Origin of the sequence: Thioclava sp. ES.031 (assembly GCF_002563775.1) — a bacterium.
In the GTDB taxonomy this organism is placed as follows: Bacteria; Pseudomonadota; Alphaproteobacteria; order Rhodobacterales; family Rhodobacteraceae; genus Thioclava.
Genome location: NZ_PDJO01000001.1, coordinates 139,670 through 166,305, shown reverse-complemented (window position 1 = coordinate 166,305; position 26,636 = coordinate 139,670). Strand labels below are relative to the sequence as shown.

At 64.5% G+C, this 26,636-nt stretch carries 32 protein-coding genes and 1 tRNA gene; 13 read left to right on the top strand and 20 right to left on the bottom strand.

What is annotated here, in order from left to right; translation table 11 throughout:
• Positions 1-51: 51 nt before the first annotated feature.
• From AXZ77_RS00870 to dapF, 6 genes are read right to left on the bottom strand one after another with little or no spacing between them, the layout of a single operon-like run.
• Positions 52-495, bottom strand: coding sequence for an NUDIX hydrolase (locus AXZ77_RS00870; protein ID WP_098409674.1), 444 nt, complete (start codon positions 493-495; stop codon positions 52-54).
• Positions 492-1,469: a phosphotransferase enzyme family protein gene (locus AXZ77_RS00865; RefSeq protein ID WP_098409673.1), complete on the bottom strand. Its 978-nt coding sequence runs from the start codon at positions 1,467-1,469 to the stop codon at positions 492-494. The genes AXZ77_RS00870 and AXZ77_RS00865 overlap by 4 nt, the downstream gene beginning before the upstream one ends.
• Positions 1,466-2,728 (bottom strand): aspartate aminotransferase family protein, encoded by a 1,263-nt coding sequence (locus AXZ77_RS00860; protein WP_098409672.1) that lies wholly within the window; start codon positions 2,726-2,728, stop codon positions 1,466-1,468. Before AXZ77_RS00860 ends, AXZ77_RS00865 begins: the two co-directional genes overlap by 4 nt.
• The gene (gene arfB / locus AXZ77_RS00855; RefSeq protein ID WP_075775325.1) at positions 2,718-3,140 is read right to left on the bottom strand and encodes an alternative ribosome rescue aminoacyl-tRNA hydrolase ArfB; all 423 of its coding nucleotides are present in this window, start codon (positions 3,138-3,140) and stop codon (positions 2,718-2,720) included. Before arfB ends, AXZ77_RS00860 begins: the two co-directional genes overlap by 11 nt.
• Positions 3,141-3,181: 41 nt before the next feature.
• Positions 3,182-4,444, bottom strand: a complete 1,263-nt coding sequence (gene mtaB / locus AXZ77_RS00850) for a tRNA (N(6)-L-threonylcarbamoyladenosine(37)-C(2))-methylthiotransferase MtaB (RefSeq protein ID WP_098409671.1) — start codon at positions 4,442-4,444, stop codon at positions 3,182-3,184.
• The gene (gene dapF / locus AXZ77_RS00845; RefSeq protein WP_255266380.1) at positions 4,441-5,241 is read right to left on the bottom strand and encodes a diaminopimelate epimerase; all 801 of its coding nucleotides are present in this window, start codon (positions 5,239-5,241) and stop codon (positions 4,441-4,443) included. The genes mtaB and dapF overlap by 4 nt, the downstream gene beginning before the upstream one ends.
• 142 nt (positions 5,242-5,383) lie before the next feature.
• Between dapF and AXZ77_RS00840 the strand changes: the two genes are divergently transcribed.
• Positions 5,384-5,459 (top strand) — tRNA-Lys (locus AXZ77_RS00840).
• A gap of 75 nt (positions 5,460-5,534) precedes the next feature.
• On the opposite strand, the gene fliP is transcribed toward AXZ77_RS00840, so the two are convergent.
• The 4 genes from fliP to fliF all read right to left on the bottom strand — a co-directional run bounded on the left by fliP (position 5,535) and on the right by fliF (position 8,805).
• A complete protein-coding gene (fliP, locus tag AXZ77_RS00835) occupies positions 5,535-6,182 on the bottom strand; it encodes a flagellar type III secretion system pore protein FliP (RefSeq protein WP_255266379.1) in 648 nt (215 codons plus the stop codon).
• Positions 6,183-6,312: 130 nt separating this feature from the next.
• Entirely contained in the window at positions 6,313-6,591 is a 279-nt protein-coding gene (locus tag AXZ77_RS00830; protein ID WP_098409668.1) for a FliM/FliN family flagellar motor C-terminal domain-containing protein, read from the bottom strand.
• A complete protein-coding gene (locus AXZ77_RS00825) occupies positions 6,584-7,183 on the bottom strand; it encodes a flagellar biosynthesis protein (RefSeq protein ID WP_141536199.1) in 600 nt (199 codons plus the stop codon). Before AXZ77_RS00825 ends, AXZ77_RS00830 begins: the two co-directional genes overlap by 8 nt.
• Positions 7,180-8,805, bottom strand: coding sequence for a flagellar basal-body MS-ring/collar protein FliF (gene fliF, locus AXZ77_RS00820; protein WP_098409666.1), 1,626 nt, complete (start codon positions 8,803-8,805; stop codon positions 7,180-7,182). Before fliF ends, AXZ77_RS00825 begins: the two co-directional genes overlap by 4 nt.
• 122 nt (positions 8,806-8,927) lie before the next feature.
• Between fliF and fliL the strand changes: the two genes are divergently transcribed.
• The 10 genes from fliL (at position 8,928) to AXZ77_RS00770 (ending at position 18,780) form a co-directional block, all read left to right on the top strand.
• Positions 8,928-9,419: a flagellar basal body-associated protein FliL gene (fliL, locus tag AXZ77_RS00815; RefSeq protein ID WP_098409665.1), complete on the top strand. Its 492-nt coding sequence runs from the start codon at positions 8,928-8,930 to the stop codon at positions 9,417-9,419.
• An 11-nt stretch (positions 9,420-9,430) separates the two neighbouring features.
• Positions 9,431-9,784, top strand: a complete 354-nt coding sequence (locus AXZ77_RS00810; protein WP_083076450.1) for a hypothetical protein — start codon at positions 9,431-9,433, stop codon at positions 9,782-9,784.
• A complete protein-coding gene (locus tag AXZ77_RS00805) occupies positions 9,781-10,383 on the top strand; it encodes a MotE family protein (RefSeq protein ID WP_098409664.1) in 603 nt (200 codons plus the stop codon). The genes AXZ77_RS00810 and AXZ77_RS00805 overlap by 4 nt, the downstream gene beginning before the upstream one ends.
• A 77-nt stretch (positions 10,384-10,460) precedes the next feature.
• Positions 10,461-11,330, top strand: coding sequence for a flagellar motor stator protein MotA (gene motA / locus AXZ77_RS00800; RefSeq protein WP_098409663.1), 870 nt, complete (start codon positions 10,461-10,463; stop codon positions 11,328-11,330).
• A complete protein-coding gene (locus AXZ77_RS00795) occupies positions 11,327-13,636 on the top strand; it encodes a hypothetical protein (RefSeq protein WP_098409662.1) in 2,310 nt (769 codons plus the stop codon). The genes motA and AXZ77_RS00795 overlap by 4 nt, the downstream gene beginning before the upstream one ends.
• A gap of 219 nt (positions 13,637-13,855) precedes the next feature.
• A complete protein-coding gene (locus tag AXZ77_RS00790; protein WP_255266378.1) occupies positions 13,856-14,467 on the top strand; it encodes a transglycosylase SLT domain-containing protein in 612 nt (203 codons plus the stop codon).
• Positions 14,467-16,551: a flagellar biosynthesis protein FlhA gene (gene flhA, locus AXZ77_RS00785; protein ID WP_098409660.1), complete on the top strand. Its 2,085-nt coding sequence runs from the start codon at positions 14,467-14,469 to the stop codon at positions 16,549-16,551. Before AXZ77_RS00790 ends, flhA begins: the two co-directional genes overlap by 1 nt.
• Complete coding sequence (locus tag AXZ77_RS00780; RefSeq protein WP_098409659.1) at positions 16,548-17,336, top strand: flagellar biosynthetic protein FliR; 789 nt, start codon at positions 16,548-16,550, stop codon at positions 17,334-17,336. Before flhA ends, AXZ77_RS00780 begins: the two co-directional genes overlap by 4 nt.
• Positions 17,333-18,424: a flagellar biosynthesis protein FlhB gene (locus AXZ77_RS00775; RefSeq protein ID WP_098409658.1), complete on the top strand. Its 1,092-nt coding sequence runs from the start codon at positions 17,333-17,335 to the stop codon at positions 18,422-18,424. Before AXZ77_RS00780 ends, AXZ77_RS00775 begins: the two co-directional genes overlap by 4 nt.
• Positions 18,412-18,780: a hypothetical protein gene (locus AXZ77_RS00770; protein WP_098409657.1), complete on the top strand. Its 369-nt coding sequence runs from the start codon at positions 18,412-18,414 to the stop codon at positions 18,778-18,780. Before AXZ77_RS00775 ends, AXZ77_RS00770 begins: the two co-directional genes overlap by 13 nt.
• Before the next feature lie 42 nt (positions 18,781-18,822).
• Here AXZ77_RS00770 and AXZ77_RS00765 read toward each other — a convergent pair whose 3' ends face one another.
• The 9 genes from AXZ77_RS00765 to AXZ77_RS00725 are packed head-to-tail and all read right to left on the bottom strand — an operon-like array spanning position 18,823 to position 23,402.
• Entirely contained in the window at positions 18,823-19,356 is a 534-nt protein-coding gene (locus AXZ77_RS00765) for a flagellar basal body-associated FliL family protein (protein WP_098409656.1), read from the bottom strand.
• A 9-nt stretch (positions 19,357-19,365) separates the two neighbouring features.
• Positions 19,366-20,091: a flagellar basal body L-ring protein FlgH gene (flgH, locus tag AXZ77_RS00760; RefSeq protein WP_098412390.1), complete on the bottom strand. Its 726-nt coding sequence runs from the start codon at positions 20,089-20,091 to the stop codon at positions 19,366-19,368.
• A gap of 10 nt (positions 20,092-20,101) precedes the next feature.
• Positions 20,102-20,527 carry a flagellar basal body P-ring formation chaperone FlgA gene (gene flgA, locus AXZ77_RS00755; RefSeq protein WP_098409655.1) on the bottom strand — a complete coding sequence of 142 codons (426 nt, stop codon included), beginning with the start codon at positions 20,525-20,527 and terminating at the stop codon, positions 20,102-20,104.
• Entirely contained in the window at positions 20,527-21,312 is a 786-nt protein-coding gene (flgG, locus tag AXZ77_RS00750; RefSeq protein ID WP_098409654.1) for a flagellar basal-body rod protein FlgG, read from the bottom strand. Before flgG ends, flgA begins: the two co-directional genes overlap by 1 nt.
• 15 nt (positions 21,313-21,327) lie before the next feature.
• Positions 21,328-22,044, bottom strand: a complete 717-nt coding sequence (locus tag AXZ77_RS00745; protein WP_098409653.1) for a flagellar hook-basal body complex protein — start codon at positions 22,042-22,044, stop codon at positions 21,328-21,330.
• Between the two features lies 1 nt (position 22,045).
• On the bottom strand, positions 22,046-22,312 hold the full coding sequence (locus AXZ77_RS00740; RefSeq protein ID WP_078522260.1) for a flagellar biosynthetic protein FliQ: 267 nt from the start codon (positions 22,310-22,312) through the stop codon (positions 22,046-22,048).
• Complete coding sequence (gene fliE, locus AXZ77_RS00735; protein ID WP_078605963.1) at positions 22,312-22,602, bottom strand: flagellar hook-basal body complex protein FliE; 291 nt, start codon at positions 22,600-22,602, stop codon at positions 22,312-22,314. The genes AXZ77_RS00740 and fliE overlap by 1 nt, the downstream gene beginning before the upstream one ends.
• 18 nt (positions 22,603-22,620) lie before the next feature.
• Entirely contained in the window at positions 22,621-23,013 is a 393-nt protein-coding gene (flgC, locus tag AXZ77_RS00730) for a flagellar basal body rod protein FlgC (protein ID WP_098409652.1), read from the bottom strand.
• A gap of 2 nt (positions 23,014-23,015) precedes the next feature.
• Positions 23,016-23,402, bottom strand: a complete 387-nt coding sequence (locus AXZ77_RS00725; protein WP_098409651.1) for a FlgB family protein — start codon at positions 23,400-23,402, stop codon at positions 23,016-23,018.
• Between the two features lie 80 nt (positions 23,403-23,482).
• On the opposite strand from AXZ77_RS00725, the gene AXZ77_RS00720 reads away from it, so the two are divergent.
• Complete coding sequence (locus AXZ77_RS00720) at positions 23,483-24,808, top strand: FliI/YscN family ATPase (protein WP_098409650.1); 1,326 nt, start codon at positions 23,483-23,485, stop codon at positions 24,806-24,808.
• Positions 24,809-24,811: 3 nt separating this feature from the next.
• Here the strand turns inward: AXZ77_RS00720 and AXZ77_RS00715 are convergent, their stop codons facing one another.
• Positions 24,812-25,570, bottom strand: a complete 759-nt coding sequence (locus AXZ77_RS00715; protein WP_098409649.1) for a TSUP family transporter — start codon at positions 25,568-25,570, stop codon at positions 24,812-24,814.
• Positions 25,571-25,738: 168 nt separating this feature from the next.
• Here AXZ77_RS00715 and AXZ77_RS00710 point away from each other — a divergent pair, with 168 nt between their 5' ends.
• Positions 25,739-26,632: a CPBP family intramembrane glutamic endopeptidase gene (locus AXZ77_RS00710; protein WP_098409648.1), complete on the top strand. Its 894-nt coding sequence runs from the start codon at positions 25,739-25,741 to the stop codon at positions 26,630-26,632.
• The last annotated feature ends 4 nt before the right edge of the window (positions 26,633-26,636 follow it).

Genomic DNA, 26,636 nt, shown 5'->3' with positions numbered 1-26,636 from the left:
GGCCTAGCGGGTTTGACCCGCTGTGACAAGACATTCGGCCGATCCCGGGGTTCAGAGCTTGCGCAAAAGCTTCTGCAGCCCCTCTTCGTTGACCAGCTTCGCGGCCTGCTTCGGCGCGAACCATTTACGCTTGCGCTGATGCTCTTCGGGAAAGGACTTCATCAGGGTCTCGACCCGCATCGGGAAGACCACGACATCGGTGGGCGTGGCCAAGCCGCTATCGAGGATCTTGTCGTAGCGGAACGCCCCGGTGGGTTCCTTGTCGATCTTGCCGACGGCCCCGGCTTCTTCCCATGCCTCCTGCTTGGCCGCGCCGGACAGCGAGCGGCCCCGCATCGGCCAGCCTTTCGGGATCACCCAGCGCCCGGTGTCGCGCGAGGTGATCAGAAGGACCTGTGTCTTGCCGTCTCGGATTCGCAGACAGAGCGCCCCCACCTGCAAAGAGGCCGGGCGATACCCCAGCAAGCCCTTCGCGACGGATTTCGCCCATTTCATCGACTGGTCTCCCATGGCGGCGTACGGTTCTCCAAATGCTGTGCAAGTTCAAGCGCACGTTCTAAATATAGTCTTTGGCGCGGATCGGAACCCGGTGCCCGGGTCACAATCCAGCCAGCAGACGCGAAGGCTCTCAGCGCCACGAAAAGCGGCAGCAGTGCCTCCTGATCGGGCGGAAGCGGACGCAGGCTGCGATAGCCCTCGACGAGCCCCGCCGCCTGTTCGCCCCAAAGCGGGTCGCCCCAGCCCTGCACCAGCGCCGTCGCGAGGTCGTAAAGCCGGTAGCCCGGCCCGCAATCGTCGAAGTCGATCAGGGCGAGCCCGTCCGGGGTCGATAGCACGTTCTCACGCAGGCAATCTGCGTGGATCGGACCGTAATCCTGCGCCTGCGCCAAGAGCGCACGCGCAAGGTCGCGGCCCGAAGACAGCGTTGCGGCCTCAACTTCCGAAAGCTGAGGATGTTCCCAGAAACGTCCCCAAAGCGGATGCTCCCCCAGAAACCCCTCGCCATCCCACGGGTTCCGGTCGAACCCGTCGGGCGGGGCGGCATCGCTGCTGATGTGAAGCTGCGCGATAAGGCGGCCCAGCGCACGAGCCTCGGCGCGCACCGCCTCGGGCGAGCCGGAAAGCGGCTGATCGCCCGCGCCGATCGGCACGCCATCCAGCCACTCCACGCAGGAGGTCACGCGGTTGCGCACGCTGCCCGTCAGCGCCCCGTTTAGCGCACGCACCGGGCGCGGTACCGGCATCCCCTGATCGGCGAGGCTTTCGCACCAGCGCAACTCGGCCTCGATCCCTTCGCGGCCCTGATAGCCGGGACGGTGCAGCCGCAGCGCGACATGGCGGCCATCCTTCAGATGCGCCTCGAAGACGATATTCTCGCGGTTCTTCACCAGACGCGGCGGCGCGCTCGCCTGCCCCCAGGAATAGAGGGCGGAGTCCGCCATCGCCTGTGCGGTGTCGTCCGAAATCATGCAGGAAGCTCCTCGAAACTTTGCGCAAGTTTCTCCAGCATTTCATCGGCATCGGCCCGATTGAAGACCATCGGTGGGCGGATCTTGAGAATGTGCTGTGCCCGGCCCACCCGGCCCATCAAGACATGGCGCTCGCGCATCGCCTCGACGATCCGGCCCGCGGCTTCGCTGGCGGGTTCGCCGTCCTGTGCCAGCTCGATCCCGAGGAAAAACCCAAAGCCGCGCGCCTCGGCAATCAGCGGATGGGACAGCTCGCGCAGTCCTTGCAGAAGGTAGTCGCCGACCTGCGCCGCGTTCTCCTGCAGGCCTTCGTCTTCGATCACGCGCAGGGTCTCCATCGCCGCGGCAACCGAGACGGGATTGCCGCCGAACGTGTTGAAATAGCCAAAGGCATTGCGGAAGGCGGCCATCACATCGGGCGTCGCGACCAGCCCCGCGACCGGATGACCATTGCCCATCGGTTTGCCCATCGTGACCACGTCGGGCGTGAAGCCCAGCCATTCGTGGCCCCAGAAATGCGAGCCGATGCGGCCGAAGCCCGGCTGCACCTCGTCGCACAGGATCAGCCCGCCCGCGCGGCGGATCACCTCGACGGTCGGGTCGAGGAAACCGGGCGCGATGCCGGGCATCCCTTCATTGGCGAAGATCGGGCAGAGCATGAAACCCGCGAAGCCGTGGCCGCTCTCTTCCAGCTCGGCAATCGCCTGCGCCACGTTGGCGGCAAAAGCCTCGGGCTGCGCCTCGCGCGATCCGCCCAGAGGCGCGAGACTGTCGGGCGCGGGCACCCGGCGGATATGGTCCGGCCAGCCTCCGATCGGCGGGCGGCGGGTCGAGAGATGCGCCACGGCGGTGGTGTTGCCGTGATAGGTGTTGTCGGTCGCGATGAAGCCGCGCTTGCCGGTCACCGCCTGCGCCATCCGCAGCGCGACGTCGTTGGCCTCCGACCCGGTGCAGGTCATCAGAAGCTGACCGTCAAAGCCGAACTTACCCAGCAGCGCCTCGGCATAGTCGAGGATGCCTTCATGCAGATAGCGCGTGTGGGTGTTGAGCGTGGCGGCCTGCTCGCAGATCGCCTTCACGATGCGCGGGTGGCAATGACCGCAATGGGCGACGTTGTTATAGGCGTCGAGGTACCGCTCACCGTCGGCGTCGAAAAGCGAGCTGCCCTGCCCCCGCACGATCTCGACCGGGCGCGCATAGAAGGTCGGCACGTTCGGCCCCAGAAGCCGCTCGCGCCGCGCCAAAAGATCATTCCCCATCCGAGACCTTCCCGCGCAGCGCTTTCTTCTCGCCGTGAATCGCCTTCGCCTTCAGCCGCCGCTTCTTCGAGCCGAGCGTGGGCCGGGTCGGGATGCGTTTCTTGGGCTTTTCGCAGGCCTTGCGGATCATCTCGGCGAGGCGGTCGCGCGCGATCTCGCGGTTGCGCGCCTGACTGCGCGTGTCCTGCACCAGCAGCAGAAGCGCGCCGTCGCTGGTCCATCTGCGCCCCGCGATCCGGCGCAGGCGGTTCTTCACCGGTTGCGGCAGGTGCGGCGAGCGCTCGGCCTCGAAGCGCAACTCGACCGCGGTCGAGACCTTGTTCACATTCTGCCCCCCCGGACCTTGCGCCCGGGTGAAGGTTTCGGTGATTTCCCAATCCTCGATGGTTATCTGATCGTTGATCCGCAGCATGGCCACAAGCTAGCTCACGCTGCGAAAAACGAAAGCCCCCTTTACCCCGCCAGCAACCGCGCCCCGTCATGCCCGGTGACGCGCACGGTCATCAGCGTGCCTTCGGGCTGATCGCTCTCGAATGCCACCTCGGCAAAGCCTTCGGTGCGCGCGACGCGCGGGGTCTCGGTCAGCACGAGCTGTTCGGTGCCGACCTGCGCGTCGAGATGGGCGGCCAGCGCGGCCTCGCCCTTCGCGCGCAGCCGGGCCGCGCGCTCCTTGACGATCGGGCCTTTCACGGCGGGCATCCGCGCGGCGGGCGTGCCCTTGCGCGCGGAATAGGGGAAGACATGCAGGAAGGTCAGCCCACAATCATCGACGAGCCGCAGGGAGTTCTCGAACATCTCCTCGGTCTCGGTCGGGAAGCCCGCGATGATGTCCGCGCCGAAGACGATCCCGGGGCGCAGCTTGCGCGCCTCTTCGGTGAAGGCGATGGCGTCGTCGCGCAGGTGGCGGCGCTTCATCCGCTTGAGGATCATGTCGTCGCCCGCCTGAAGGCTGAGATGCAGATGCGGCATCAGACGCGGCTCACTCGCAATCGCCAGCATAAGGTTCTCATCGGCCTCGATCGAGTCGATGGAAGAGATGCGCAGGCGCGGCAGATCGGGCACGAGGCGCAGGATTCGCATCACCAGATCGCCCAGACGCGGCTCGCCCGGCAGGTCCGCACCCCAGGAGGTCAGATCGACCCCGGTGAGGACGACCTCGTTGAAGCCCCGATCCACGAGGCGCTTGATCTGCTCGACCACGACGCCCGCCGGGACGGAGCGCGAATTGCCGCGCCCGAAGGGGATGATGCAGAAGGTGCAGCGGTGATCGCAGCCGTTTTGCACCTGCACATAGGCGCGATGGCGACCGAACCCGTCGATCAGGTGACCGGCGGTCTCCTTCACCGACATGATGTCGTCGACCATCACGCGCTCGGTCTCACCGATGAAATCGGGGCCTTGCGGGGCGAGCTGCGCCCAGGTGTCGGCCTGCATCTTCTCGTGATTGCCGATGATTTTGGTGACCTCGGGCATCGCGGCGAAGGTTTCGGGCTCGGTCTGCGCGGCGCAGCCGGTCACGATCACCGGCACGTCCGGGTTCTCGCGCGACAGACGGCGGATCTCCTGCTTGGCCTTGCGCACGGCCTCGGCGGTCACGGCGCAGGTATTGACGACCACGGCCCCTTCGAGCCCGGCGCCTGCAGCCAATTCCTTCATCGCCTCCGTCTCATACGCATTGAGACGGCAGCCGAGGGTCGAGAAAACGGGCGGTTTCATATCGCGTCCAGATAATCTTGGGTGAGGGTCGCATCGAAGACATGCGCGGTGGGGCCGGTCATCCAGACGCCATCGTCGCGCCAGTCGATCTCCAGCTGGCCGCCATCGACATCGACGAGGACGCGCTTGCCGGTGAGCCCCCGCAGATGCGCGGCGACGGCGGTGGCACAGGTGCCCGAGCCGCAGGCCAGCGTGATGCCGGTGCCGCGCTCCCAGACGCGCATCCGCAGATGGTCGGGGCCGATCACGCTGGCGAATTCGACATTGGTGCGCTCGGGGAACAGGGGATCATGCTCGATCACCGGGCCTTGGCGATCCACTTCGACTGCCTCGGCGTCGTCTACGAAGAAGACGCAATGCGGGTTGCCCATGCCGACCGCGATCGGGTCACCGCCAAGCGGCAGATGCGCGGGATCGATGCCGGGCAGAATCGGAATTTGCGCCGCTTCGAGAATCGGCGCGCCCATATTGACCGAGACCATCCCGTCCTCGCGCCGCACCGCGGCAAGCTGGCCCCGTTCGGTCAGGAGCGTGACATCGGTCCGGTCGAGCTGGCGCATCATGTAATCGCTCACGCAGCGAGTCGCATTCCCGCAAGCGCCGGCCCGCGTGCCGTCGGAATTCCAGAATTCGAGCGTGAAATCAGCGCCTTGTGCAGGGCGGATCACGGCGAGCTGGTCAAATCCCACGCCGCGATGCCGATCTCCGAGCGCACGCGCGAGCGCAGGCGTAACCGGATCGTCGCCCGCGCGGGCGTCGATCACGACGAAGTCATTGCCGAGCCCATGCATCTTCATGAAGGGCAGTCCGCTCTGTGTGCGCTTTGTATTCATGGCGCGCGATATACGCCCGCGCCAAGGTTTTTTCCAGATGTGCAATTTTTGTGAATTTTATGCCTTGACCCCCCCGGCGGGGGTTTGTAGAGACGCGCCCTGTGATGGGCCGTTAGCTCAGTTGGTAGAGCAACTGACTTTTAATCAGTGGGTCGCAGGTTCGAATCCTGCACGGCTCACCATCACCCTCAGAAACCCGGGCTTCGGCCCGGGTTTTTGCGTTTTCGGGTCAGCGGTTACGCGATGCACCTCCGGCGTCAGAAATAACTGCGCACCAAGGCCCCCGAGAGCAGCACCCAGCCGTCGGCCACCACGAAAAAGGCGAGCTTGAAGGGAAGCGCCACGACCGCGGGCGGCACCATCATCATCCCCATCGACATCAGGACCGCCGAGACGACGAGGTCGATGATCAGAAACGGCAGGTAAACGAGGAAGCCGATCTGGAAGGCGCGGGTGACTTCGGACAGCATGAAGGACGGCACGAGGGTCGAGAGCGGCGCGCCCTGAAGGCTTTCCGGTGCGGGCGTGCCGCTGCGCAGCTCGGCCAAGGCCGCGAACGTGTCGGGGTTCGTGCGCCCGGCCATGAAGGTGCGGAAAGGCTCGATCCCCTTGGTGAAAGCCTCCTGCCAGTCGATGGCACCGTCGATCAGGGGCTCGCCCGCGACGCGCCAGCTCTCGAGGAAGACCGGCTCCATGATGAACCATGTCAGGAATAGCGCGAGGCTGATGATCAGCATATTCGGCGGCGATTGCTGCAACCCGAGGGCTTGGCGCAGAATCGACAGCACCGTGACGATGAACGGAAAGGCCGTAACCATGATCGCGAGCCCGGGCGCGAGGCTGAGCAGCGTGATCGCCGCAATGATCAGCAAGGAGCGGCCCGCGAGGCTGTCGCCCTCCCCCACAGAAAGCGTAATGTCCTGAGCATGCGCGGGTAGCGCTGCGAGCGTTAAGGTTAATGCCGCGAGCGGGACAAGCCAAAGCGCAGGCAGGCACACTTTGGCGGTGCCGGGAGAGATCGGGCGGGGGCGCATCTCACAACCCGTCTTGCAGATCGGCCACCTCGGTAAGCCGCACCGCAAGCTGCCCGTCGCTGCCATCGATCTCGGTCAGTTCGCCGCGCGCGATCAGCTTGTCCCCGACATACAGTTCCACCGGGTCCTCCACTTTCCGGTCGAGCGGCAGCACGGCGTCGCGCTTCAGGCGCAGCAAATCGCGCACCAGCGGGCGGGCCTTGCCAACCGAGATGGTGATCTCGATCGGGACCTGCGTGAAGGGATTGGCGGTCGAAGCGTCCGGCGCGGTCTCATTCATCGGGCTTGTCCTTCGCGGTGGCGGTGAAATAGGTCGTGACCGCGCGCGAAATGGCGGCGATGACGGCGTCGAGATCGACGCGGGTCTCGGTATCGGCGAAGCGCAGATAGACCTGCCCCTCGCCAAGGCTGGGCTCTGCCGCGAAGACGAGCGGCAAGTCTGCACGTGGCGCGAGCGCCTCTTGAACCTGCGGCAATGCGGTCGGATTGCCGACCACCGTGATCGGCGTCGCGCAGAGATCCTCGGCAATCGGCATCAACTGCTCGGCCACGACGGGGCCAAGCGACGCGCGCGCAAGCTCGGGCAACAGCTTGCCGCAGATCTCGATCAGAAGTGGCTCGAGCGCGTCGAGCATGTGCTGGCGCGCTTCGTGATAGGTGAAACCCAGCGCCTGAAGGTTGCGCCCCAGATCGGCGTGAAGTCGCGCGGTTTCGGCATTTTGCGCGGCAACTGCATCGTCCCACCCGGCCTGATATCCGGTCTCGAAGGCGGCCAGTTTGGCCTCTTCCAACTCGGCCGGCGCAAGCGCGATTTCACCCGCCTCTGCCGGGTTCGGCTCAAAGGATTCCAGTTTCAGCCTTTGCCCCATCATGTTTTCTCCGATGGCTCTTCCATCCAGCTACGCAGGATTTCGACGGTTTCCGCCTGCCGCTCCTCGATCATCTTCTTCAATCGGTCGACCGGGTCGGCGGGACGATCGACGTCGAAATCCGCCTGTGTCGCCATCGGCAGGTCACCGAGGTCGAAATCGGACACCAGCTGCATGTTCATATCGGGCATCTCCCCGTCGTCGATCTCACCGGTGAGCGCAGTCGACGCCGTGGTGCCCGCCTCCGAGGCGCTGGGCGCGGGCAGCTCCGCCGCGCCTGCACGCGATTTCTGCAGCAGGATCGGGCGCGCGACGAAAAGACCAAGCACGAGCGCGACGATCGCAAGGACCGCGATCTGGATGATCTGCGTCAGATCGAGCGCCATGCTGTCGATGAAGCCGGGCCCTGCGACGGTTCCCGCCTCTGGCAGCGCCTCGAACTGCATCGACCGCAGGGTGATCACGTCCCCACGCGCCTCATCGAAGCCGACCGCCGAGGCGACGAGTTCGCGCAGGTCGGCCAGCTCGGCATCGCTGCGTGGCTCCCAGCTTGGCGTTCCATCCGGATTGGTCCCGCGCACCCCATCGACGAGCACGGCCACGCTGAGCCGCTTGAGCGCGCCGGGCGCACGCAGCAATTCGCGCCGCGTCTCCGACACCTCGAAATTGGTGCGCGCACGGGTCTCGCTCGTGCGGCTTTGCGATTTTCCGGTCTCGCCGGTGCCGTTATCGGGCAGATTCGAGGCCACGGTCGTTGCCGGCGGCGTGGTCGAGTCGGAGGTCTTCGAGGTCTCCGACGTATCGGTGGAAATCGCCACGCGCCCCTCCGGATCGAAGCGCCTTTCGGTGATCGCCTCGCGCTCTGTCGCGGTGTCCAACGCCACTTCGACGACGACGTTTCCGGGCCCCACACGCGCCTCGAGTAGCCGCTCGACATTCTGCTTCAACGCTTGCGCGCGATCCTCGCCGCTGCCGGGCAGCGCGGGATTGTCGTTAAAGGGGATGAGCCCGCGCGCCGAGTCGATCACCGAGACATCTTCGGGCGTCATGCCGGTCACCGCCGAGGCCACGAGATAGCGCACCGCCTTCGCCTGTGCGCCGCTCAAGCCCCCGAGCGTCGGCGTAATCGTCACCGACGCGGTCGGCTCGGGCGTCCCTCGAAACGGAATATTCGTCGGATGCGCGATATGCACCCGTGCCGATCGGATCGACGGCACGGCGGCGATCGTTCGCGCCAATTCCCCCTCCTTCGCGCGCCAATAGGCCGCGTCGAACATCTGCGAGGTCGTGCCAAAACCCGACAGCGAATCGAGCAGCTCATAGCCCGCCCCGCCGCTTGCGGGCAGACCCTGCGAGGCAAGCGTCATCCGCAATTCGTCGCGCTGCGGTGCGGCCACGAAAATCGAAACGCCACGCACCTCATAGGCCACGCCGCGCTGTTCGAGCGCCGAGATCACCTCCCCCGATTCCGCACTGCCAAGCCCCGCGTAAAGCAGCGCAAACGTCGGCTTCGACGCGATCGACCCGATGGCGAAAACCGTGGCGATCATGGCGATCACCCCAATAACTGCGGCGAGTTTCCTGCGCATATCCAGGCCGGCCCAAGTGTCGATGAGTTGCTGCAAGACGAACCTCCAAAGAGCGGGCGTTCTACCCGAGCGTCGCAGGCACCTTCCCTTAATGCGATTAACAATCGGTTAGTCCGACTCGGGTATTCCAAGTCTCGAACCGCAACAGCGAGGCCCCTATGACGGACGCCACTGCCGAGGCCGAAGAGCCACCGAAGAAAAAGTCCAAGCTGATGCTCGTGATTGGCCTCGTGCTCATGCTTCTTCTGGGCGGCGGGGGCTTCTATGCGGTCTATTCGGGGCTGATTCTCGCGCCTCCAGACACGGCGCCCGGCGCCGCCGGGCCGGAGGCGCCCACGCCCGAGGCCCTTCCCGATATCGCCTATGTCGCACTCGAACCGCTTTCAGTCACGCTAAGCCGGGCATCCGCACGCCATCTGCGCTTCGCGGCCGAGCTTGAGGTGCCCAGCGCCTATCAACACGACGTGGAGCTTTTGAAGCCGCGCGTGATGGATGTGCTGAACGGGTATTTGCGCGCGGTCGATGTCAGCCTTCTGGAGGATCCAAGCGCGATGATGCGCCTGCGCGCGCAGATGTTGCGGCGGGTGCAACTGGTCACCGGAGACGGGCGCGTGCGCGACCTTCTGGTCATCGAATTCGTGCTGAACTGAGGGAGAGAGCAATGCAATTCCTTGCCGAAATCACATCCGGACTCGCGGCCTTGGCGGCGGCGATTTATTGCTTCGTGCTCGCGCGCAGGCTCAAGCGGTTCAATCAGCTGGAGACCGGGATGGGCGGGGCGATCGCCGTGCTGTCCGCACAGGTCGATGACATGACGCGCGCGCTCGAGCGGGCGCAGGCGACCGCAGGCACGTCCGAGCGGCAATTGCGTGCCCTGACGGAACGTGCGGAAGCAGGCGCAGAGAAGCTCGAACTGCTTCTGGCCTCCCTGCACGATCTGCCCGAAGACGGCGAACCGCGCCGCCGTGTGCTGCGCCGACGGCACCGGGAAACGGATATGGAGGCGGCGCAATGAGCCGTCTGCCCAAGCGCAAACCTGGCCGTCGCAAATCCCGCCCGGGCCGCGGTGCACTCTGGATCATCGCCGCGCTTTTCGTCCTGTCCGGCGGATTGCAGCTTGCACAATTCGGAGCCTGGGCGCGCGAGGCGACCGGCCCCGCGCATGAGACCGGAGCGGCGAAATCGGAAGACGATTGCATCGACGACGCGGGGTTCATGGCGATGCTTGCCGATCTCAAGGTGCGAGAGGCGAAACTCGTCGAACAGGAAGGGCTGTTGAGCGACCGCCGAAATGCGCTCGCTCTCGCGGAAACCCGGTTGGAAGCGCGGCTGAATGATCTCGTCGCGGCGGAGGAGGCGCTGTCCAAGACCGTGGCCGTGGCTGACGGCGCGGCCGAGAAAGATGTCGGAAAGCTCGTCGCCCTTTACGAGAACATGAAGCCGAAACAGGCCGCCCCGCTTTTCGCCGAAATGGACCCGAATTTCGCCGCAGGTTTTCTCGCCCGGATGCGCCCCGCCGCGGCCGCGGCAGTAATGGAAAGCCTGGAGCCGAAAACCGCCTATGCGATCAGCGTCCTGATGGCGGGCCGCAACGCGGGCGCGCCCCGCGACTGAGCCAGACGTTAAGGGTCTTGGGCATTTCTTAAACCGAATCATTCAAAGTCGCCCAAGAGAAACGGAAGGGGCTTTCCATGATCGGCATCATCGGCATCGTGATCATCTTCGCGATGGTTTTCGGCGGCTATGTCGCGGCGGGCGGAAAGATGGGGATCATCCTGAAATCCCTGCCCTTCGAGATGATCATGATCGGCGGCGCGGCAGTGGGGGCCTTCGTTCTGTCGAACGACATGGCCTCGATCAAGCACACGCTGAAGGATGTCGGAAAGGTTTTCAAAGGCCCAAAATGGAAGCCCGACGACTACCGCGATCTTCTTTGCCTCTTGTTCGAACTGATCCGGCTTGCCCGTCAGAACCCCGTCGCGATCGAAGAGCATATCGAAGACCCGGAAAATTCGTCGATTTTCGGGAAATATCCGAAGATCCTGCACGATCACGAGGCGATCGACATCATCTGCGATACGATGCGATCGGCCTCGATGAATTACGACGACCCCATGCAGGTGGAAGAGGTGCTCGATAAGCAGCTCGAGGCGAATTACCACCACGCCATGCATTCGAGCCACGCGATGCAGTCGGTTGCCGACGCGATGCCCGCGCTCGGGATCGTCGCGGCGGTGCTCGGGGTCATCAAGACCATGGGGTCGATCGACCAGCCCCCCGAAATTCTCGGCAAGATGATCGGGGGCGCGCTTGTCGGGACCTTTCTCGGCGTGTTCCTCGCCTACGGGTTCATCGCCCCCTTCGCGAGCCGAATGAAGGGGGTGATCGACGAAGACAGCCACTTCTACAAACTGATCCGCGAGGTGTTGATCGCCAACCTGCACAATCACGCAACCAATATCTGCATCGAGGTTGGCCGCCAAAACACGCCCCACCACATTCGCCCAAGCTTCTCCGACCTCGAGGAGGCCTTGAAGTCGGTGAAATCGGAGGCGGCATGAGGTTCTGGATCGCGCTTCTTTTTCTGCTGCCGTTCACCCTGGCTTATGCCACGCCAATTCCGGTCAAATCGGGTGAACATGACGGCTTTTCCCGCCTCGTGGTCTATTTACCCGCATCGGCCAGTCGGGCTCTTGCTCCCGTAGATGGAGGTTTTCGCCTCGCGACCGACGCATCAGATCCGCAATATGCGCTTCAGAACGTGTTCGAGTTGATCCCGCGTGACAGATTGAAAGCACTTATCGCAGAGCCTGATGGCACGCTTCTTCTGAAACTCGCACCCGGAATCGTTCCCGAAACCTTTACTCTCGAGAGCGGCGCATTCGTCGTCGACCTCAAGGATGCCCCCCCAGATCAAGCCGCGCTGCCGCCAGCTGCTGCAGTGCGCGATCGGGGCAACTCTTCGCCAACGAAGGCGCCGCAGCCATCCTCCCCGCCCCGGCAAAGAACCGTTCAGCCTGTCGCGATTGGACGGGACTATCTCGACCTCTTCTGGCAGCCGCCGCATATGCGCGAAACCACCGCTGCGCCGGTGAGGATCTCGGACGGCGCGCCCAAACCGCAAATCCCGCCGAAACCGGATCCGCGACTTGATGGCATTGAAGAGAGTCTCTTACGCCAGATTTCGCGGGCGGCATCGCAGGGGCTCGTCTCGGCTCAGGTAAAGGCTTCAGAGGCCCGGCCCCCAAAAAGCGGACAACAAACAAACTCTCCGGCAGGCGAGACGACCACGGAGAGCGCTGACGATCCGATGGGTCCACCCGCGCCGGCACTGTCGCCGCATCTCGCCGTCGATTCGATGACCGTGATCGATCGCGATCATCTCGTCACGCCTCCCCAGACGCAGCTGGAGGTATCCGAGTGCCCTCCCGATCGATATTTCGACCTCGCGAGTTGGATCGACGAGCGCCCGGCCTTCGCGCAGATCAGCGATGCACGCCGTGATCTTTTGGGCGAATTCGACGTCCCCGACCCGCGTAAGGTGACGGCTTTGGCAAGGCTATACATCGCCTTCGGTTTCGGGACGGAGGCCCGTGCGCTTTTGCGCGACATGGGTAAGGACGGTCCTGGCAAAGATGCTCTGCTCTTTGTCGGTTCGGTTCTCGATCAGGACCCCGCCGCCGCCGCATCGCCGCTCGCGCGGCTCACAGATTGCGATGGTGCGGTCGCGCTTTGGGCTTTTCTTGCATCAGACCCGCCGCCCGAAAAACGAGATGTCGCATTCGCCGCGCTGCGCCGCAATTTCGAAGCACTTCCGGCGGATCTGAGACGGTCGCTGGCGCCAAACCTTGTGGCTAGGCTCACGCAGATTGGGGCCGCAGATGTGGCACGCTCTCTCGAACCCGCGGTCAGCCGAATAACCACGGAGGATCGAACTGCGCTTGATACAGTGGAGGCGGAAATCCAAGCGAAAGAAGCGAATCCACAAGCTTTGGGTAACCTTGAGGCGCTTTCGAAAACGAATTCAGAGCAGGGGCTGCGCGCGTTGATCCTATGGCTCAACGGCCAGATCGATGCGGGCGGAGAGGTCGATCCGGCAGCTCTCGCCAATGCTGAGGCGCTCGCCTTCGAACTCGCCAAAGCGCCGGAGGCACCGGAGTTGCGGCGCATCGCTGCGATCGGGCACGCCGCGAATTCTGAATTCCCTAAAGCTTTTGAGATTTACGCCGATGCGGCCACAATCGCGGACCCAAATGGCACGCTCGCGGCAATATTCACACGGTTAGTCGCTCAAGCCAGCGACGCGGTTTTCCTTCGCACCCTCTACGACGAATTGCCACTTGCCGAGGAAGTCGCACAGATACCGGACCTGCGACAAGAATTGGCCGAACGCGCAATCTCTCTGGGAATGCCGGCAGTCGCCGTGCGCCTCCTCGGCAAGGCCGCGCAATTGACGGAGCAGGACAAAACTCTGCTCGCTCGGGCTGCGCTTCTTGAAATGGACCCTGCAGCTGCCCTCGCCCATCTGAAAGACCTTGGCGGCCAGCAAGTCGAGCAACTCCGGGCGAAGGCTTTATCCCGGCTTGGTCGACACGACGACGCGCGCGCCGCCTATCTGCGCGCGGGCAATCCAGAAGATGCGCGCGCACAATCCTGGCATAAGGGCGACTGGTCAAACCTGGAGACTTCGCCCGATGCGGTGGAGAAGCAGTTTTTGGAAACCTTCGGTGCGGCGCCTTCGCCTGGGACGGATGTCCAAGGCGGCCCGATCACTCAGGCGCGCAGCCTGTTGGAGCGAAGCCAAGCCGAGCGAGAAACGTTGTCGAAAATGCTCGACCGTCTTGCCTTACCGTCCGCACAGGAATGACGCGCAGAAACGGCGCAAACGGTTTCTAAATCTTTGGCCGCTAGGTCTGGGTTTGCAAGAATTGCACTGCAAAGGGAAAATCCCATGCCTTGGTTTCGGCGGGCTCTGTATGTCCTCTGTCTCACCCTCGTCCCGCTATCCGCGGCGGGGCAACCCCAGCTATGCGAGGCAGCCGCGAAGCAAGCCTCGCGCGAAAGCGGCGTTCCTTATGCGGTGCTCATGGCGATCTCGCTAAATGAGACCGGACGCAAAGGCGCGGGTGGCTTCGAGCCGTGGCCGTGGACCGTGAATATGGAAGGCGCTGGGCATTGGTTCGAGAGCCGGGATTTGGCGCTCGCTTACGTTTTCAAGGAATTCAAACGCGGCGCGCGAAGCTTCGACATCGGCTGCTTCCAGATCAATTTCAAATGGCACGGGCAGCATTTCTCATCGATCGAAGACATGTTCGACCCGTTGGAAAACGCTCGGTACGCGGCACAGTTTCTGAAATCGCTCTATGCAGAAAGCGGTGATTGGAAGACAGCGGCGGGCGCCTATCACTCGCGCACGCCCGAGCATGCGAACAGCTATTCGACACGCTTTGCCCGATTTTACGCGAAACTCGCGGGCGGGAGCGGCCCGAAAGACGTGACGACCACTTCCGCCGCCGCGGCCAGTCCATTGCCTGATATTCCCGACATCGTGCTGGCACAAAGCGCGGCCCAAGCACAACGCCGAGAAAACCGCTACCCGCTTCTGCTCAGATCGAAAGACGCAAAGCCGCCCCGGCCGGGCGGTGCCCCCGGCGCCTCACTCTTCGTGCGTGCCGCGCGGAAAGCCCGAGGGATGTGATGGCGACCCCGCTCGTGCAACGCGCGTTTCAGCCAACGATCCTGTTGGCACTCGCGCTGATGGCGGTCATCGCGATGATGATCCTTCCGGTGCCCTCCTGGATCCTCGACATCGGTCTCGCGACCTCTTTCGCCCTCGCGATCCTGATCTTCACAGTCACCCTGTTCATCGAGCGTCCGCTCGATTTCTCCGCCTTTCCGACCATTCTCCTTGCGACGCTCATGCTGCGGCTGTCGCTCAACGTCACCTCGACGAAACTCATTATCGGAAACGGTCATACGGGTACGGGTGCGGCGGGTGGTGTTATCGAAGGGTTCGCGAATTTCATCATGAGCGGCTCGGTCCTGATCGGGCTGGTCGTGTTCTGCGTGATCCTGATCGTGAATTTCATCGTGATCACCAAAGGCGCAGGCCGCATGGCTGAGGTCGGCGCGCGCTTTGCGCTCGACGCGATGCCGGGTAAGCAGCTCGCGATCGACAGCGACATGAATGCGGGCGCCATCGACCATGCCGAAGCGCGAGAGCGGCGCGAACGCGAGCAGGCGGAAACCACCTTTTTCGGCTCGCTCGACGGGGCATCGAAATTCGTCAAAGGGGACGCGGTTGCCGGGCTGTTAATCACGATGCTCAACCTCGTGGTCGGGCTGCTTATCGGCACCGTCGTGCATGGAATGCCGCTCGATCGCGCGCTCGAGACCTATGCGATCCTCACGGTCGGCGACGGCCTCGTCAGTCAGATACCGGCGGTCATCATCTCGATCGCAGCGGCCATCTTGCTCTCGCGCGGCGGGGCGAAAGGCTCCACCGATCTGGAGTTGTTCCGCCAGCTTGGGAAATATCCGGCCGCCCTGACCACCGTTGCGGTCTTGATGGCGCTTTTCGGTCTCGTACCGGGCCTCCCCTTCGTGCCTTTCACCGCAGGGGCCGTCATCCTCGGCACGGCGGCCTATATGCTGCGGCGCGCCGAACGGGCGCGTGCACGGCGCGCGGCGATGAAAATGCCCGCGCCGGAGACCGGGCCGAAGCAGAAATCCATGGGTGACGTGCTCGACATCGACGATATCCATGTCGAATTCGCCCCGGATCTGGTCAAGATGGCGCTCGATCCGGCGACGGGTCTGGACGCGCGCATCTCCAACATGCGCAATCACGTCGCGGCGAATTTCGGATTGATCCTCCCCGAAATTCGGCTGACCGACGACGCCACTTTGCCGCCCGGTCACTATCGCATCCGCGTTCAGGGGGTCGAGCAGGCGCGCGATCGGCTGATGCCGGAGCATGTTCTTGCGTTGATCGCGGACAATCGCGAATTCCTGCCAGACGGCGAGGAGGTCCGCGAACCGGTGTTCCACGCGCCCGCGCTTTGGGTGCCCGCCCATCAGCAGGAAGACGCGGCGCTCGCCGGCTCAACGGTGGTCGGGCCGACGGAGGTGCTCGCGACGCATCTTCTCGAAGTGATCAAAGCGAATTTCTCTCGGCTGATGACGTTGCGGGCGCTGCGGCGGCTGCTCGACGAAGTCGCGAACCTCTCCGATCCGACGCGCGCACAAGCCAATCGACGCGTTCTCGACGAGCTCATTCCCGACAAGGTGCCGGTCGATCTTCTGCTTTCGGTGTTAAGGCTACTGCTCGATGAACGGGTCTCGATCCGCAACCTTCTGCTGATCGTCGAGGCCATCTCCGAGGCGCGCCACCTGCAAAGCCCCGAGCAGATCTGCGAACATGTTCGGCAGCGCCTCGGCTTCCAGCTGGTCGCCGATCTGCGTCGCGAAGACGGCACGATTCCCCTGATCCAGCTGGCGCCCGATTGGGAGGAACGCTTCGGAAAATACACGATCGGGGGCGAGGCGGGCAGCGATGTCGCCTTGCCACCTGACCTGTTCAACAAGCTGGCGGCGAATATCGCAGAGAAACTCGCCGGGGCGGCCCAAGCGGGGACCTTCCCTGCACTGGTCTCTTCAGGGCGCAGGCGGCGGTTCTTGCGCACGGTCATCAACGCGAAAGGGCTGAACGCGCCGGTCTTGAGCTACGAAGAAATCGGCCTGGAGGCGCGGCCCGCGATGGTCGGACAGGTCCCCGCATGAGCCCGTCGCTTCTCGATCTGCTCAGCGAGATTCTGCAACAAGCACGAAGCTTTTTGTTCATAGGTTTCATTGTCTTGCTGCGGGTGGGCGGGATTGTCGCCATGGCTCCTGGCTTTGGCGAGACGAGCCTGCCGGCGCGGATCAAGACGGGGGTCGCACTCGCGATAACCCTGGTGACGGTTCCGGCCCTCGCGCCGACGTTCGCCAGTTTCGACCAGGGGACGGCTTTGCCGCTATGGCTGGCCTCGGAAATCGCGATCGGTCTCTTTCTCGGCTTTGGATTGCGCGCCTTTGTCTTCGCTCTGCAAATCGCAGGCACAATGGCGGCGCAGTCGAGTTCGCTCTCGCAGCTGCTCGGCGGAATGGGCGGGGAGCCGCAACCCGCGATCGGGAACCTCCTGCTGATCGCCGGGATCGCGGTGCTGATGAGCCTCGGGTTTCACGTCCAGCTCATCGAGTTTCTGATCGGCACCTATCAGGTGTTGCCGGTGGGCGAATGGCCCGATCCGGATGCGCTGCGGCGCTGGGGCGTCTCGGGTGTCGCGCATGCGTTTTCGCTCGCCTTCAAGCTCGCCGCCCCCTTCGCGGTCACCGGGCTGATCTACAACATCGCTCTTGGCGCAATTAACCGAGCCATGCCGCAGCTCATGGTCGCGTTCGTCGGCGCCCCGGCGCTCACGGCAGGCGGTCTGATCCTGCTCGCACTGTGTGCGCCCACCGCCATCGCGATCTGGCGCGAGGCGGTCATGAGCTTCCTCGGCAACCCGTTCGGAGCGGTGCGATGAGCGAAGACGAAGCCGGCGAAAAGGAATTCGACCCGACACCGCATAAGCTGGACGCGGCACGGCGCAAGGGCGATCTGGTGCGCTCGACCGAGATTTCCGTGGCCGCCGTCTATGGCAGCTTTCTCGCGACGCTGCTCGGCCTTGGCATCTACAGCGTGACGCGGTTCGGCAGTGGGGCGATGGCGATGCTGGATCGCGCCGATGAGATGGCCGCGCAGTTTCTCGGTGGCGGGACGGCCTTGGGCGGGCGGATTATCGGCACGCTGCTCCTGCCGCTCGCGCCGTTTTTCGTGGTGCCGATGATCGCCGCGCTCGTCGCCTACTGGGCACAACGCGCGATCGTGGTCGCGCCCGACAAGATCCAGCCAAAGCTCAGCCGGATCAATCCGCTGAAGAATGCTGCGCAGAAATTCGGACGCAGCGGGCTGTTCGAATTCGCCAAGAGCGCGACGAAACTCGCCGTGATCGCGACGATTCTTTTCATTTACCTTAGGGCCCGCGCCGATCTGATTTTGCTCACGCAGCGTCTCGAATCGGTGCAGATCGTGGGGCTGCTGTTTCGGATGATCGCCGAGTTTCTGATGATCGTCACCGCCCTCGCCGCCACGATGGGCGCGATCGATTATCTTTGGCAGCGGTCCGAATTCCTGCGCCGCAACCGGATGACGCGCAAGGAATTGACCGACGAAATGAAGCAATCCGAAGGCGATCCTCATCTGAAGGCACAGCGACGTCAGAAGGGGATGGAGCTTGCGATGCGGCAATCGGTTCCCGACACCGCCAAGGCCGATGTGGTGATCGTCAACCCGACCCATTACGCGGTCGCGCTGAAATGGGATCGCGCCTCGGGGCGCGCGCCGGTCTGCCTGTCGAAGGGGGTTGATGCGATCGCTGCGCGGATCCGCGAGATCGCGGCGGAGAACGCGGTGCCCGTGCATTCGGACCCGCCGACCGCGCGCGCGCTGTTCGCGGCGATCGAGATTGGCGAGGAAATCCGGCCGGAGCATTACAAACCCGTCGCCGCCGCGATCCGCTTTGCGGAGAAGATGCGCAAGGCGGCCCGCGGAGGTGTGGCATGGCGCAAATGAGCAAATTGCAGGTAAAGCGGCTGGCGGCGCTCGCCCGATTGACCCGTATGCAGCAGGAGGCGGAGCTTGCAGCGCTCGCGCGGCTGAACGCCCGGGCGCGCGCGCTCGATGCGCGAATTGCCAGCCTGCAGGCGGAGGAGCGGTCGACCCGGGAGACGCTCGCGCAGGAACCAGCCTCCGGGCAGAACACCCTCGCCTATCTGCGCTACCTGTCGTTGGAAGACACGCGGCTACGCGCCGCGCGGAAGGAGCTCGACCCTGCGCTTGCTGCGCAGCATGGCGCAACCGCGCGCGCGGTGGGCCGCCATGACGTTGTCACGAAACTTGGTCATCCGAAACGAGGCGAACCGCGCTGAGGCGTGGGATTTCTCGTCTGTCGCAGATATCGCGGATCGGACCTAGCTGTCCTGACGCACGATATCGGAGACCAGAACCGCAAGGACACCGGGACCCAAGATACTACGCGCGGTCTCGGTCAGGGCCCGGCGCAGGCGCGACATGTTCGCGGAATCCGTGAACAGGCCCTGAAATCCGCCCGTATTCGCGTGATCGAAGAGCACCTGCAGGAACGCATCGCGCAGTTTAGGCTCGGCGCGATAGACGGCCTCGGTCTCACCGACCCTCACCTCGAGGCTGAGCGACAGGATCACCATGCCGGAGATTCGCGACTCGGTGACCAGCGGCACGATGAACTGGTTGTTGAGCTTGACGAATTCGGAGGTGACATCGCCCTCGGCCCCATGATCGTCGGCGGCCGGGTCCCCATGAGCCTCTGATGCGGCGCCGTGATCTCCTTCCGCTGCCCCCTCCGCAGCGGCCGTGTCGCTGGCATGTTCTGCGGGTGGCGGCGCGGGGCGCAGGAAATACCCGGCCGCGCCGCCACCGGCGAGGCCGATCAGACCGAGGAGAAGCGGGAGGAGTTTACCAAGCATTACGGAACCTCAGAAGGGCAGGAGAATATCGGCGATCTGCTGGCCGTAGCGCGGCTGCTGCACATCGGTGATCTGCCCGCGCCCGCCATAGGAAATCCGCGCGCCAGCGATCTTGTCATAGGTGATCTCGTTCTGGCGGCTCACATCGGCGGGGCGCACGAAACCGGTGACGATCAGCTCGCGCACCTCGAAATTCACCCGCACCTCCTGGCTGCCCTGAATGCGCAACACGCCATTCGGCAGCGTCTCGATGATCGTTGCGGCCACGCGCAGGGTCAGTTTCTCGTTGCGCGATACCTGCCCGTCACCGGAATAGGTCGAATTCGAGTTGGTCGAGACAGCGTCGGCCATGCTCGCCCCCTCGGGCAGACGCCTGTCGATGCGCTGGGGAATGCCGAGCATGGAAGTCACCCCCATCGTGTCGGATCCGCTGCGCGAGCGACCCGTCGAATTCGAGATTTCGGCCTTATCGTTAATCTCAATCACGACGGTGAGGATATCGCCCCGCTTGGCGGCGCGTGGGTCGCCCAACAGCGAGTTGCGCGCACCTGACCAAAGAGAGGCTTCCTGTTCGGGGCTGCGCGCCTCTGTCGTGACGGGCAGCGGCGAGGAGGCCATGGCGTAGAACTCGTTCCCGCCTTCGACCGGCGTGAATCCGGGCGCCTTACCGACCTGCTCGAGCCGCCCGCAGGCGACGAGCATGATCGACAACAGCAACAGGGCAGGAGATTTCATCGCGAATTCCTCATGGGGCAACATGGGCGGTTCCGTCAGCGCCAAGCGTCGCGGAGACCACGGTTTTGGAAGCGGCGTTCATCACGCGGATCGTCTCTCCGATGCCGGCCCGATCGAGCGCGCGGCCTTCGGTTCGGATCTCCAGCGATCCGCGGCGGAACAGGAGCGGGATGATCTGATTGCGCTCGACAATGGCGGGCTGCCCCAGATCGCGGGCTCGGATCGGGCGACCGGCATAGATCACCCCGCGCGTCTCGAGGCCGATCGCTTCCTCCGGCGCGGTCAACGCCCCGGCCACCTCGCCCGGTTGCAGCCCGACATCTGCGGGGGTGACGATCGTCCGGGCGCGCATGGTGTGCAGCGCGACGAGCGTGTCGGCCAAGGCGTGGCCCGGCAGAAGACCGGATACCGCAATCAGGATCGCCCGTCCCAGCATCAGCGCACCTGCGTCGTCGCGCCAAGCATCTGATCGGCGGCGGAAATGACCTTCGCGTTCAACTCGTAACCGCGCTGCGCCTTGATCAGCTCGGTGATCTCGCGCACCGGATCGACCGAGCTCTCCTCCAGATAGCCCTGCCGCAGCGTGCCCAACTCATCCGCGCCGGGCGTATTCACATTGGGCGGACCGGAGGCGCCGGTTTCGAGAAACAGGTTCGACCCGATCGCTTCCAGCCCCTTCTGGTTCGAGAAATTCGCCAGGGTGAACTGCCCCAGAAGCTGCGGCGCGACCTGATCGGCGAAATAGGCATAGACCTCGCCCTCCGCGTTGATCGCAACGGCGCGCGCGTCGTTCGGAATGGTCATATCGGGCACGACCGGATAGCCGTCGGAGGTCACGATCTGTCCGGTGCCGTTGCGCTTGAGCCCGCCGTCGCGCGTGTAGGCGGAGATGCCAGAGGGCAGCGTCACTTCGAGATAGCCATTGCCGTCGATCGCGAGGTCCAGATCGCCGCCCGTCGCACTGAGCGAGCCCTGCGCGATGTTGACCGTCACAGCGGTCGGGCGCACGCCGAGTCCAAGCTGCACCCCGGCAGGAATGGTCGTGCCATCGGTCGCGTTGATCGTGCCGGGGCGGGTCGTCTGCTGGTAATGCAGATCGGCGAACTCGGCGCGGCGCGCGTTATAGCCAGTGGTCGACATGTTCGCGAGGTTGTTGGAAATCACCTCGACGCGCGTCTGCTGCGCGCTCATGCCGGTGGCTGCGATCTGAAGAGCTCTCATGTCATGGGCCTCCTGTTAGCGGGCGAGCGTCTGGATGACGCCGCGGATTCGTTCGTCTTCGCGTTCGAGAAAGGCCTGGCCCATCTCATAGGCGCGCTGGACCTCGATCATGCGCGCGATCTCGGTGATCGGATCGACGTTGCTGTCTTCGAGAAACCCCTGCATCAGAACCGCGCCCTCCACCGGTTCGGCCCCGGCCTCCGCGGTGAAGCGAGTGCCGCCGACATGGCGCAATTCATTGGGATCGGTGGGAAGGTAGACGCCGACCTGCGCGATCGGCTGGCCCTTGTCGGAGAGCGTGCCATCGGCGGCGAGCGCGACCGAAGTCGCCCCCGAGGGGATCGCAACCGGGGTGCCACCGGAATCGAGCAACCGGAACCCGTCGGGCGTAAGCAATTCTCCTTCGGCCGACGGGATGAAGCTGCCGGCCCGCGTGAGCTGGTTGCCCTGCGGGGTCTCGATCATGAAGAACCCCTCGCCTTCGATCGCGAAATCGAAGGTGCCGCCTGTCTGGGTCAGCCCGCCTTGGCTTCGATCGATCAGACGACCATGTGCCCGCGCCATAGACAGCGAAGGCTCATTGCCCTCCAGCCCAGCGAGATATTCGGAGAAGATCACACCCTCGCGCCGGAAACCCGTGGTCGAGACATTCGCGATATTGTTCGCAAGCGTCCGCATTTCGTGCATCAGACCGGATTGCCGCGTGAGAGTGGTATAGATTGTGTTGTCCATCTCAGCCCCCGGCGACGATCGGCAGGATGGTGCGGGTGAAGAACTCCACCAGCTTTTCCGACATGAAGCTCATCGACACCCAGAACACGACGAGCATCGCCCCCACCTTGGGCACGAAGGTCAGCGTCATTTCCTGCACCGAGGTCAGCGCCTGAAAGAGGCCGATCGTGACCCCAGCGACCAGCGCGACCGACAGGAGCGGCGCCGCGATCAGCACCGCGATCCACAAGCCCTGCCGGAGCGTGTCGAAGAAGATCGCGTCCTGCATCAGACCGGCATCCTGAGAATTTCCTGATAGGCCTCGACGACCTTGTTGCGGACGGTCACCGCCGTTTCGATCGCGAGTTCCGTCTGGGCGAGCGCCTGCACCAGCGCATGCGGATCGGCCTGCCCCGCCATCGCGGCTTTGGCAGTGTCTTCGCCCGCCTTGACCGCATCGACGAAGGAACTCGCCGCCTGTTCGAAAAGGGAGCCCGGCCCGGAACCGCCCGCTTCCGGCGGGACAGCAGCCCGGGCCTGGGCGTAGCTTTGCGTTGCAAGGGAGGTGTTAAAATCCATTCTAGATCTCCTCTGTCCTTAGCGGCGAAGCAGTTCGAGCAGGGAGGCCGACATTTGCCGGGCCTGATCGAACATGCGCAAATTCGCCTCGTAGCTGCGCTGCGCTTCGCGCGCGTCAGCGATTTCGACCACCAGATCGACATTCGAGCCGTCGTAGTAGCCGTTCTCGTCGGCCATCGGATGGCCAGGTTCGTAGATTTGGGTGAGTTCGGATCGGTCGAGCCGCACTGGGCCAAGGGTGACCTCTCCGGTGGGAGCGCCTTCGGAGACGACCTTCTCGAAGGCAGCGATCTTGCGGTGATAGCCCGGCGTGTCGGCATTCGCGATGTTCTCGGAACTGTGCCGGAGCCGCATCGCCTGCGCCTTCATGCCCGAGGCGGACAGCGCCATGGATTGGGTGAAATCGCTCATCTTCAGCCCCTCCCGAGCGAACTGCGCAGGATGTTGAGCGAAGAGCGGTAGATCGCGAGCGACAGGTCATGCTCGCGTTTCACCGCGACCGAGCGGACCATCTCTTCTTCGAGCGAGACCGAATTGCCGTCGGGCGAGGTGACACCGGGGGAGGCGATCACCTCGGGCGCGGTCGAGATCGTCGCCGAGGCGTCGATATGACCCGACCGCGTCGCCCGCAGAGCGCCGCGACCCTCGCTACGATAGAGGTCTTCGAAAGCCGGCAGGTCACGCGCCGCATACCCGGGCGTGTCCGCATTGGCGATATTCTCCGCAACCGCGTTCTGGCGGGCTGCGGCGTGGGTGGCCATCGCACTGGCCATTTTCATGATCTCAATCTTCTCGAACATCGGGGCTTCTCCTCCGAGCTATCAACCAAGCTTTAAGAGCGAATCGTTTAGAAAACGTTTCGAGAACATCGGAGGCCAGAATGGCATTTGCGGGATTCGACCTGTTGCGCGCCGAAATGCGCGGTATCGCCAGCGCCCATGCAGTCGGGCGCGTGCGCGAGGTGCGGCGCGGGATGATCGAGGTCAGCGGTCTGGCCCGTTCGGCGGCCCTTGGCGACCGCGCGACGATTCGCTGCCAAAGCGGGCGCGAAATCGGCGCGGAAGTTCTGTCGCTGACGCGCGGGGCGGTCACGGTGCTGCCCGACGGAGCCGCCGATGGCGTGGCGATCGACGACGAGGTGGAGCTGCTCGGTCAGGGCGGGATCGCCCCGCATGACAGCTGGGTCGGGCGGATTATCGACCCGTTCGGAAAGCCGCTCGACGGGCAACCGCTGATCCACGGCGCGCGCGAGCGCGAATTGCGCGCAAGCCCTCCGCCTGCCGCCCAGCGCAAGCGGTTGGGCGGCCGGTTGGAGACGTCACTCGCCGCCTTCGACACGATGCTGCCGCTGGTCCAAGGCCAAAGGGTCGGCCTTTTCGCTGGCTCGGGCGTCGGGAAATCCTCGCTATTGGCGAGCTTCGCGCGCGGGGTCTCTGCCGATATCGTCGTCATCGCGTTGATCGGCGAACGCGGCCGGGAATTGCGGGAATTCGTGGAGAAAACGCTTGGCCCGGAGGGGATGGCCCGCGCGGTGATCGTCGCCGCAACCTCGGATCAATCGCCGCTGGTGCGCCGCCGCTGCGCCTGGACCGCGATGGCCGTGGCCGAGCATTTCCGCGATGCGGGCCAGCACGTGCTGTTCCTCGCCGACTCGATCACGCGCTTTGCCGAAGCCCATCGTGAGGTCGCTTTGGCGGGGGGCGAGCCCGCCTCGCTGCGCGGCTATCCGCCCTCGACCTCATATCAGATCATGGCCTTGGGAGAGCGCGCGGGCCCCGGCGCCGAAGGGCAGGGTGACATCACCGGCGTGTTCTCGGTTCTGGTGGCCGGTTCCGATATGGACGAGCCGATCGCCGATATCCTGCGCGGCGTGCTCGACGGGCATGTCGTGCTGGAGCGCGAGATCGCCGAGCGTGGGCGCTTCCCGGCGATCAACATGCTGCGTTCGGTCTCGCGCTCGCTGCCCGACGCGGCGGATCCCGAGGAAAACCGGCTGATCGGCAAGGCGCGCAGCCTGCTTGGCGCCTATGACCGGGCCGAGATGATGATTCAGGCGGGGCTCTATGCGGAAGGCTCGGACCCGCGCATCGACGCGGCGATCAAGGTCTGGCCCGAGCTGGATGCCTTCATCGCCGAACCCGCCCCCAACGGCATCGCGGGCAGTTTCGCGCAGCTGCGCACGATCCTGTCGCAGGTGCCGGGATAGAGCCTAGATCAGATCCCAAAGCAGCTTCGCGGCCAGCAGCGTCGAGGTCGTCACCAGCAGCGGCTTGATCAGCCGCGCGCCCACCCGCATCGCAAGCCGCGAGCCCAGCCGCGCCCCGGCGATCTGCGCAAGTCCCATCGCGATGCCGAGCACCCAGAGCGGCGAGCCGACCAGCAGGAACCCCGTCAGCCCCCCGATATTCGACGAGAAGTTCAGCAGTTTCGTATGCGCCGTCGCCTTCAGCACACCGTAGCCTGCCAGCGTCACGAAACCGATCATGAAGAACGACCCCGTCCCCGGCCCGATCAGCCCGTCGTAAAAACCGATCACCGGCACGAAGGCGGCGGTGAACAGGCCGGGCCGAATACGCTGCACCCGATCCGTGTCGTCCAAACCGGGCCGCAACGCGAAAAACGCGGCGATCGCGACGAGGATGAACGGCAGGGCGATCTCGATCTTGTCGGTCGGAATGCGCGACACGAGAAGCGCCCCCGCGAGCCCGCCAAGGAACCCGATCACCGCGGCCAATAGCTGTTTTCGCAGCACCACATGGCCCGAGGCCGCATAGGAAATCGCAGCCGTCGCCGCCCCGAACGTGCCCTGAATCTTGTTCGTCGCGAGCGACTGAACCGGCGGCACGCCCGCCAGCAAAAGCGCCGGCACCGTGATCAGCCCGCCGCCGCCCGCGATGGAATCGACCACCCCCGCCGCGAAGGCCGCGCCGATCAGCATGATCACCAGATCGAGAGGAAGCTCAAACATTTGCACCCCGGTCAGAAGACAGCCGCCTCTTGTCCTGCCCGCGCCGCGAAAAGTAAAGCCGTTGCCTCACCGGGGCTGCAGCCGCTATCACCGAAGCTCAGCCTTGCGGAAGACCCAGATGACCCAATCGCCCCTTGCAGCCGCCCCGCTACTTGCGAGCCCCACCCGGTGATCGCGCGCTCGAACCGATATGCGCCGCTCGAGGCGTTCGCGGCCCCCGCGAAGCCCTATGCGCAGATCTGGCGCGGGATGCTGGGTCTGAGCGTGATCGTCGCCTTCTACCTGCTCAGCGGCTGGGCGATGATCCTGTTCTTCTCTTCGATGCTCGACGATTTCTCGATGCTTCGGCTGTTTCAGGAAATCGCCCATGGCTCGACGCCGCGCGGCCTCGCCATTCTGCTGGCGAGTTTCGCGCCGCTTCTGATCGCGACTTTCGTCGTCAGCCGCCACCTGCATCACCGCGCGCCCGCGACGCTGTTCGGACGGCGGAGCCTCGCCACCTTCACGAAGGTGCTGCCGGTTCTGCTGCTCTTCGCTCTTTTCGCCTTCGGGCTAACCCAGCTCAGCGAGGCCGCGGCGCGCTCCAACCCGCTGCTGCATGTGCTGAGCTGGGCGCCGATCGCGCTGCCGCTTCTGGGGGTGCAGATCGCGACCGAGGAGGTGCTGTTTCGCGGCTATCTCCTGCAGCAGCTCGCGGCGCGCTGGTGCAGCCCCCTGATCTGGATGGTTCTGCCCTCGGCGCTCTTCGGGGCGCTGCATTATTCGCCCGGCGCCTACGGCAGCAACGCGCTCTGGCCCGCGCTCTGGGCTTTCGGCTTCGGCTGCCTCGCGAGCGACCTGACCGCGCGGACCGGCAATCTCGGCGCCGCCCTTGCGCTGCATTTCGCCAATAACTTCGGCTCGCTTTTCCTCGTCGGCTTCTACGGCCAGCTCGACGGGCTGGCGCTCTACACGATCGTGATCAACACACGCGACCTGTGGGACCTCTTGCCGTGGCTTCTGCTGGACATGCTGCACCTGCTGATCGCGTGGTTGTTGATCCGCCTCACCCTCCGCGTCTGATTGC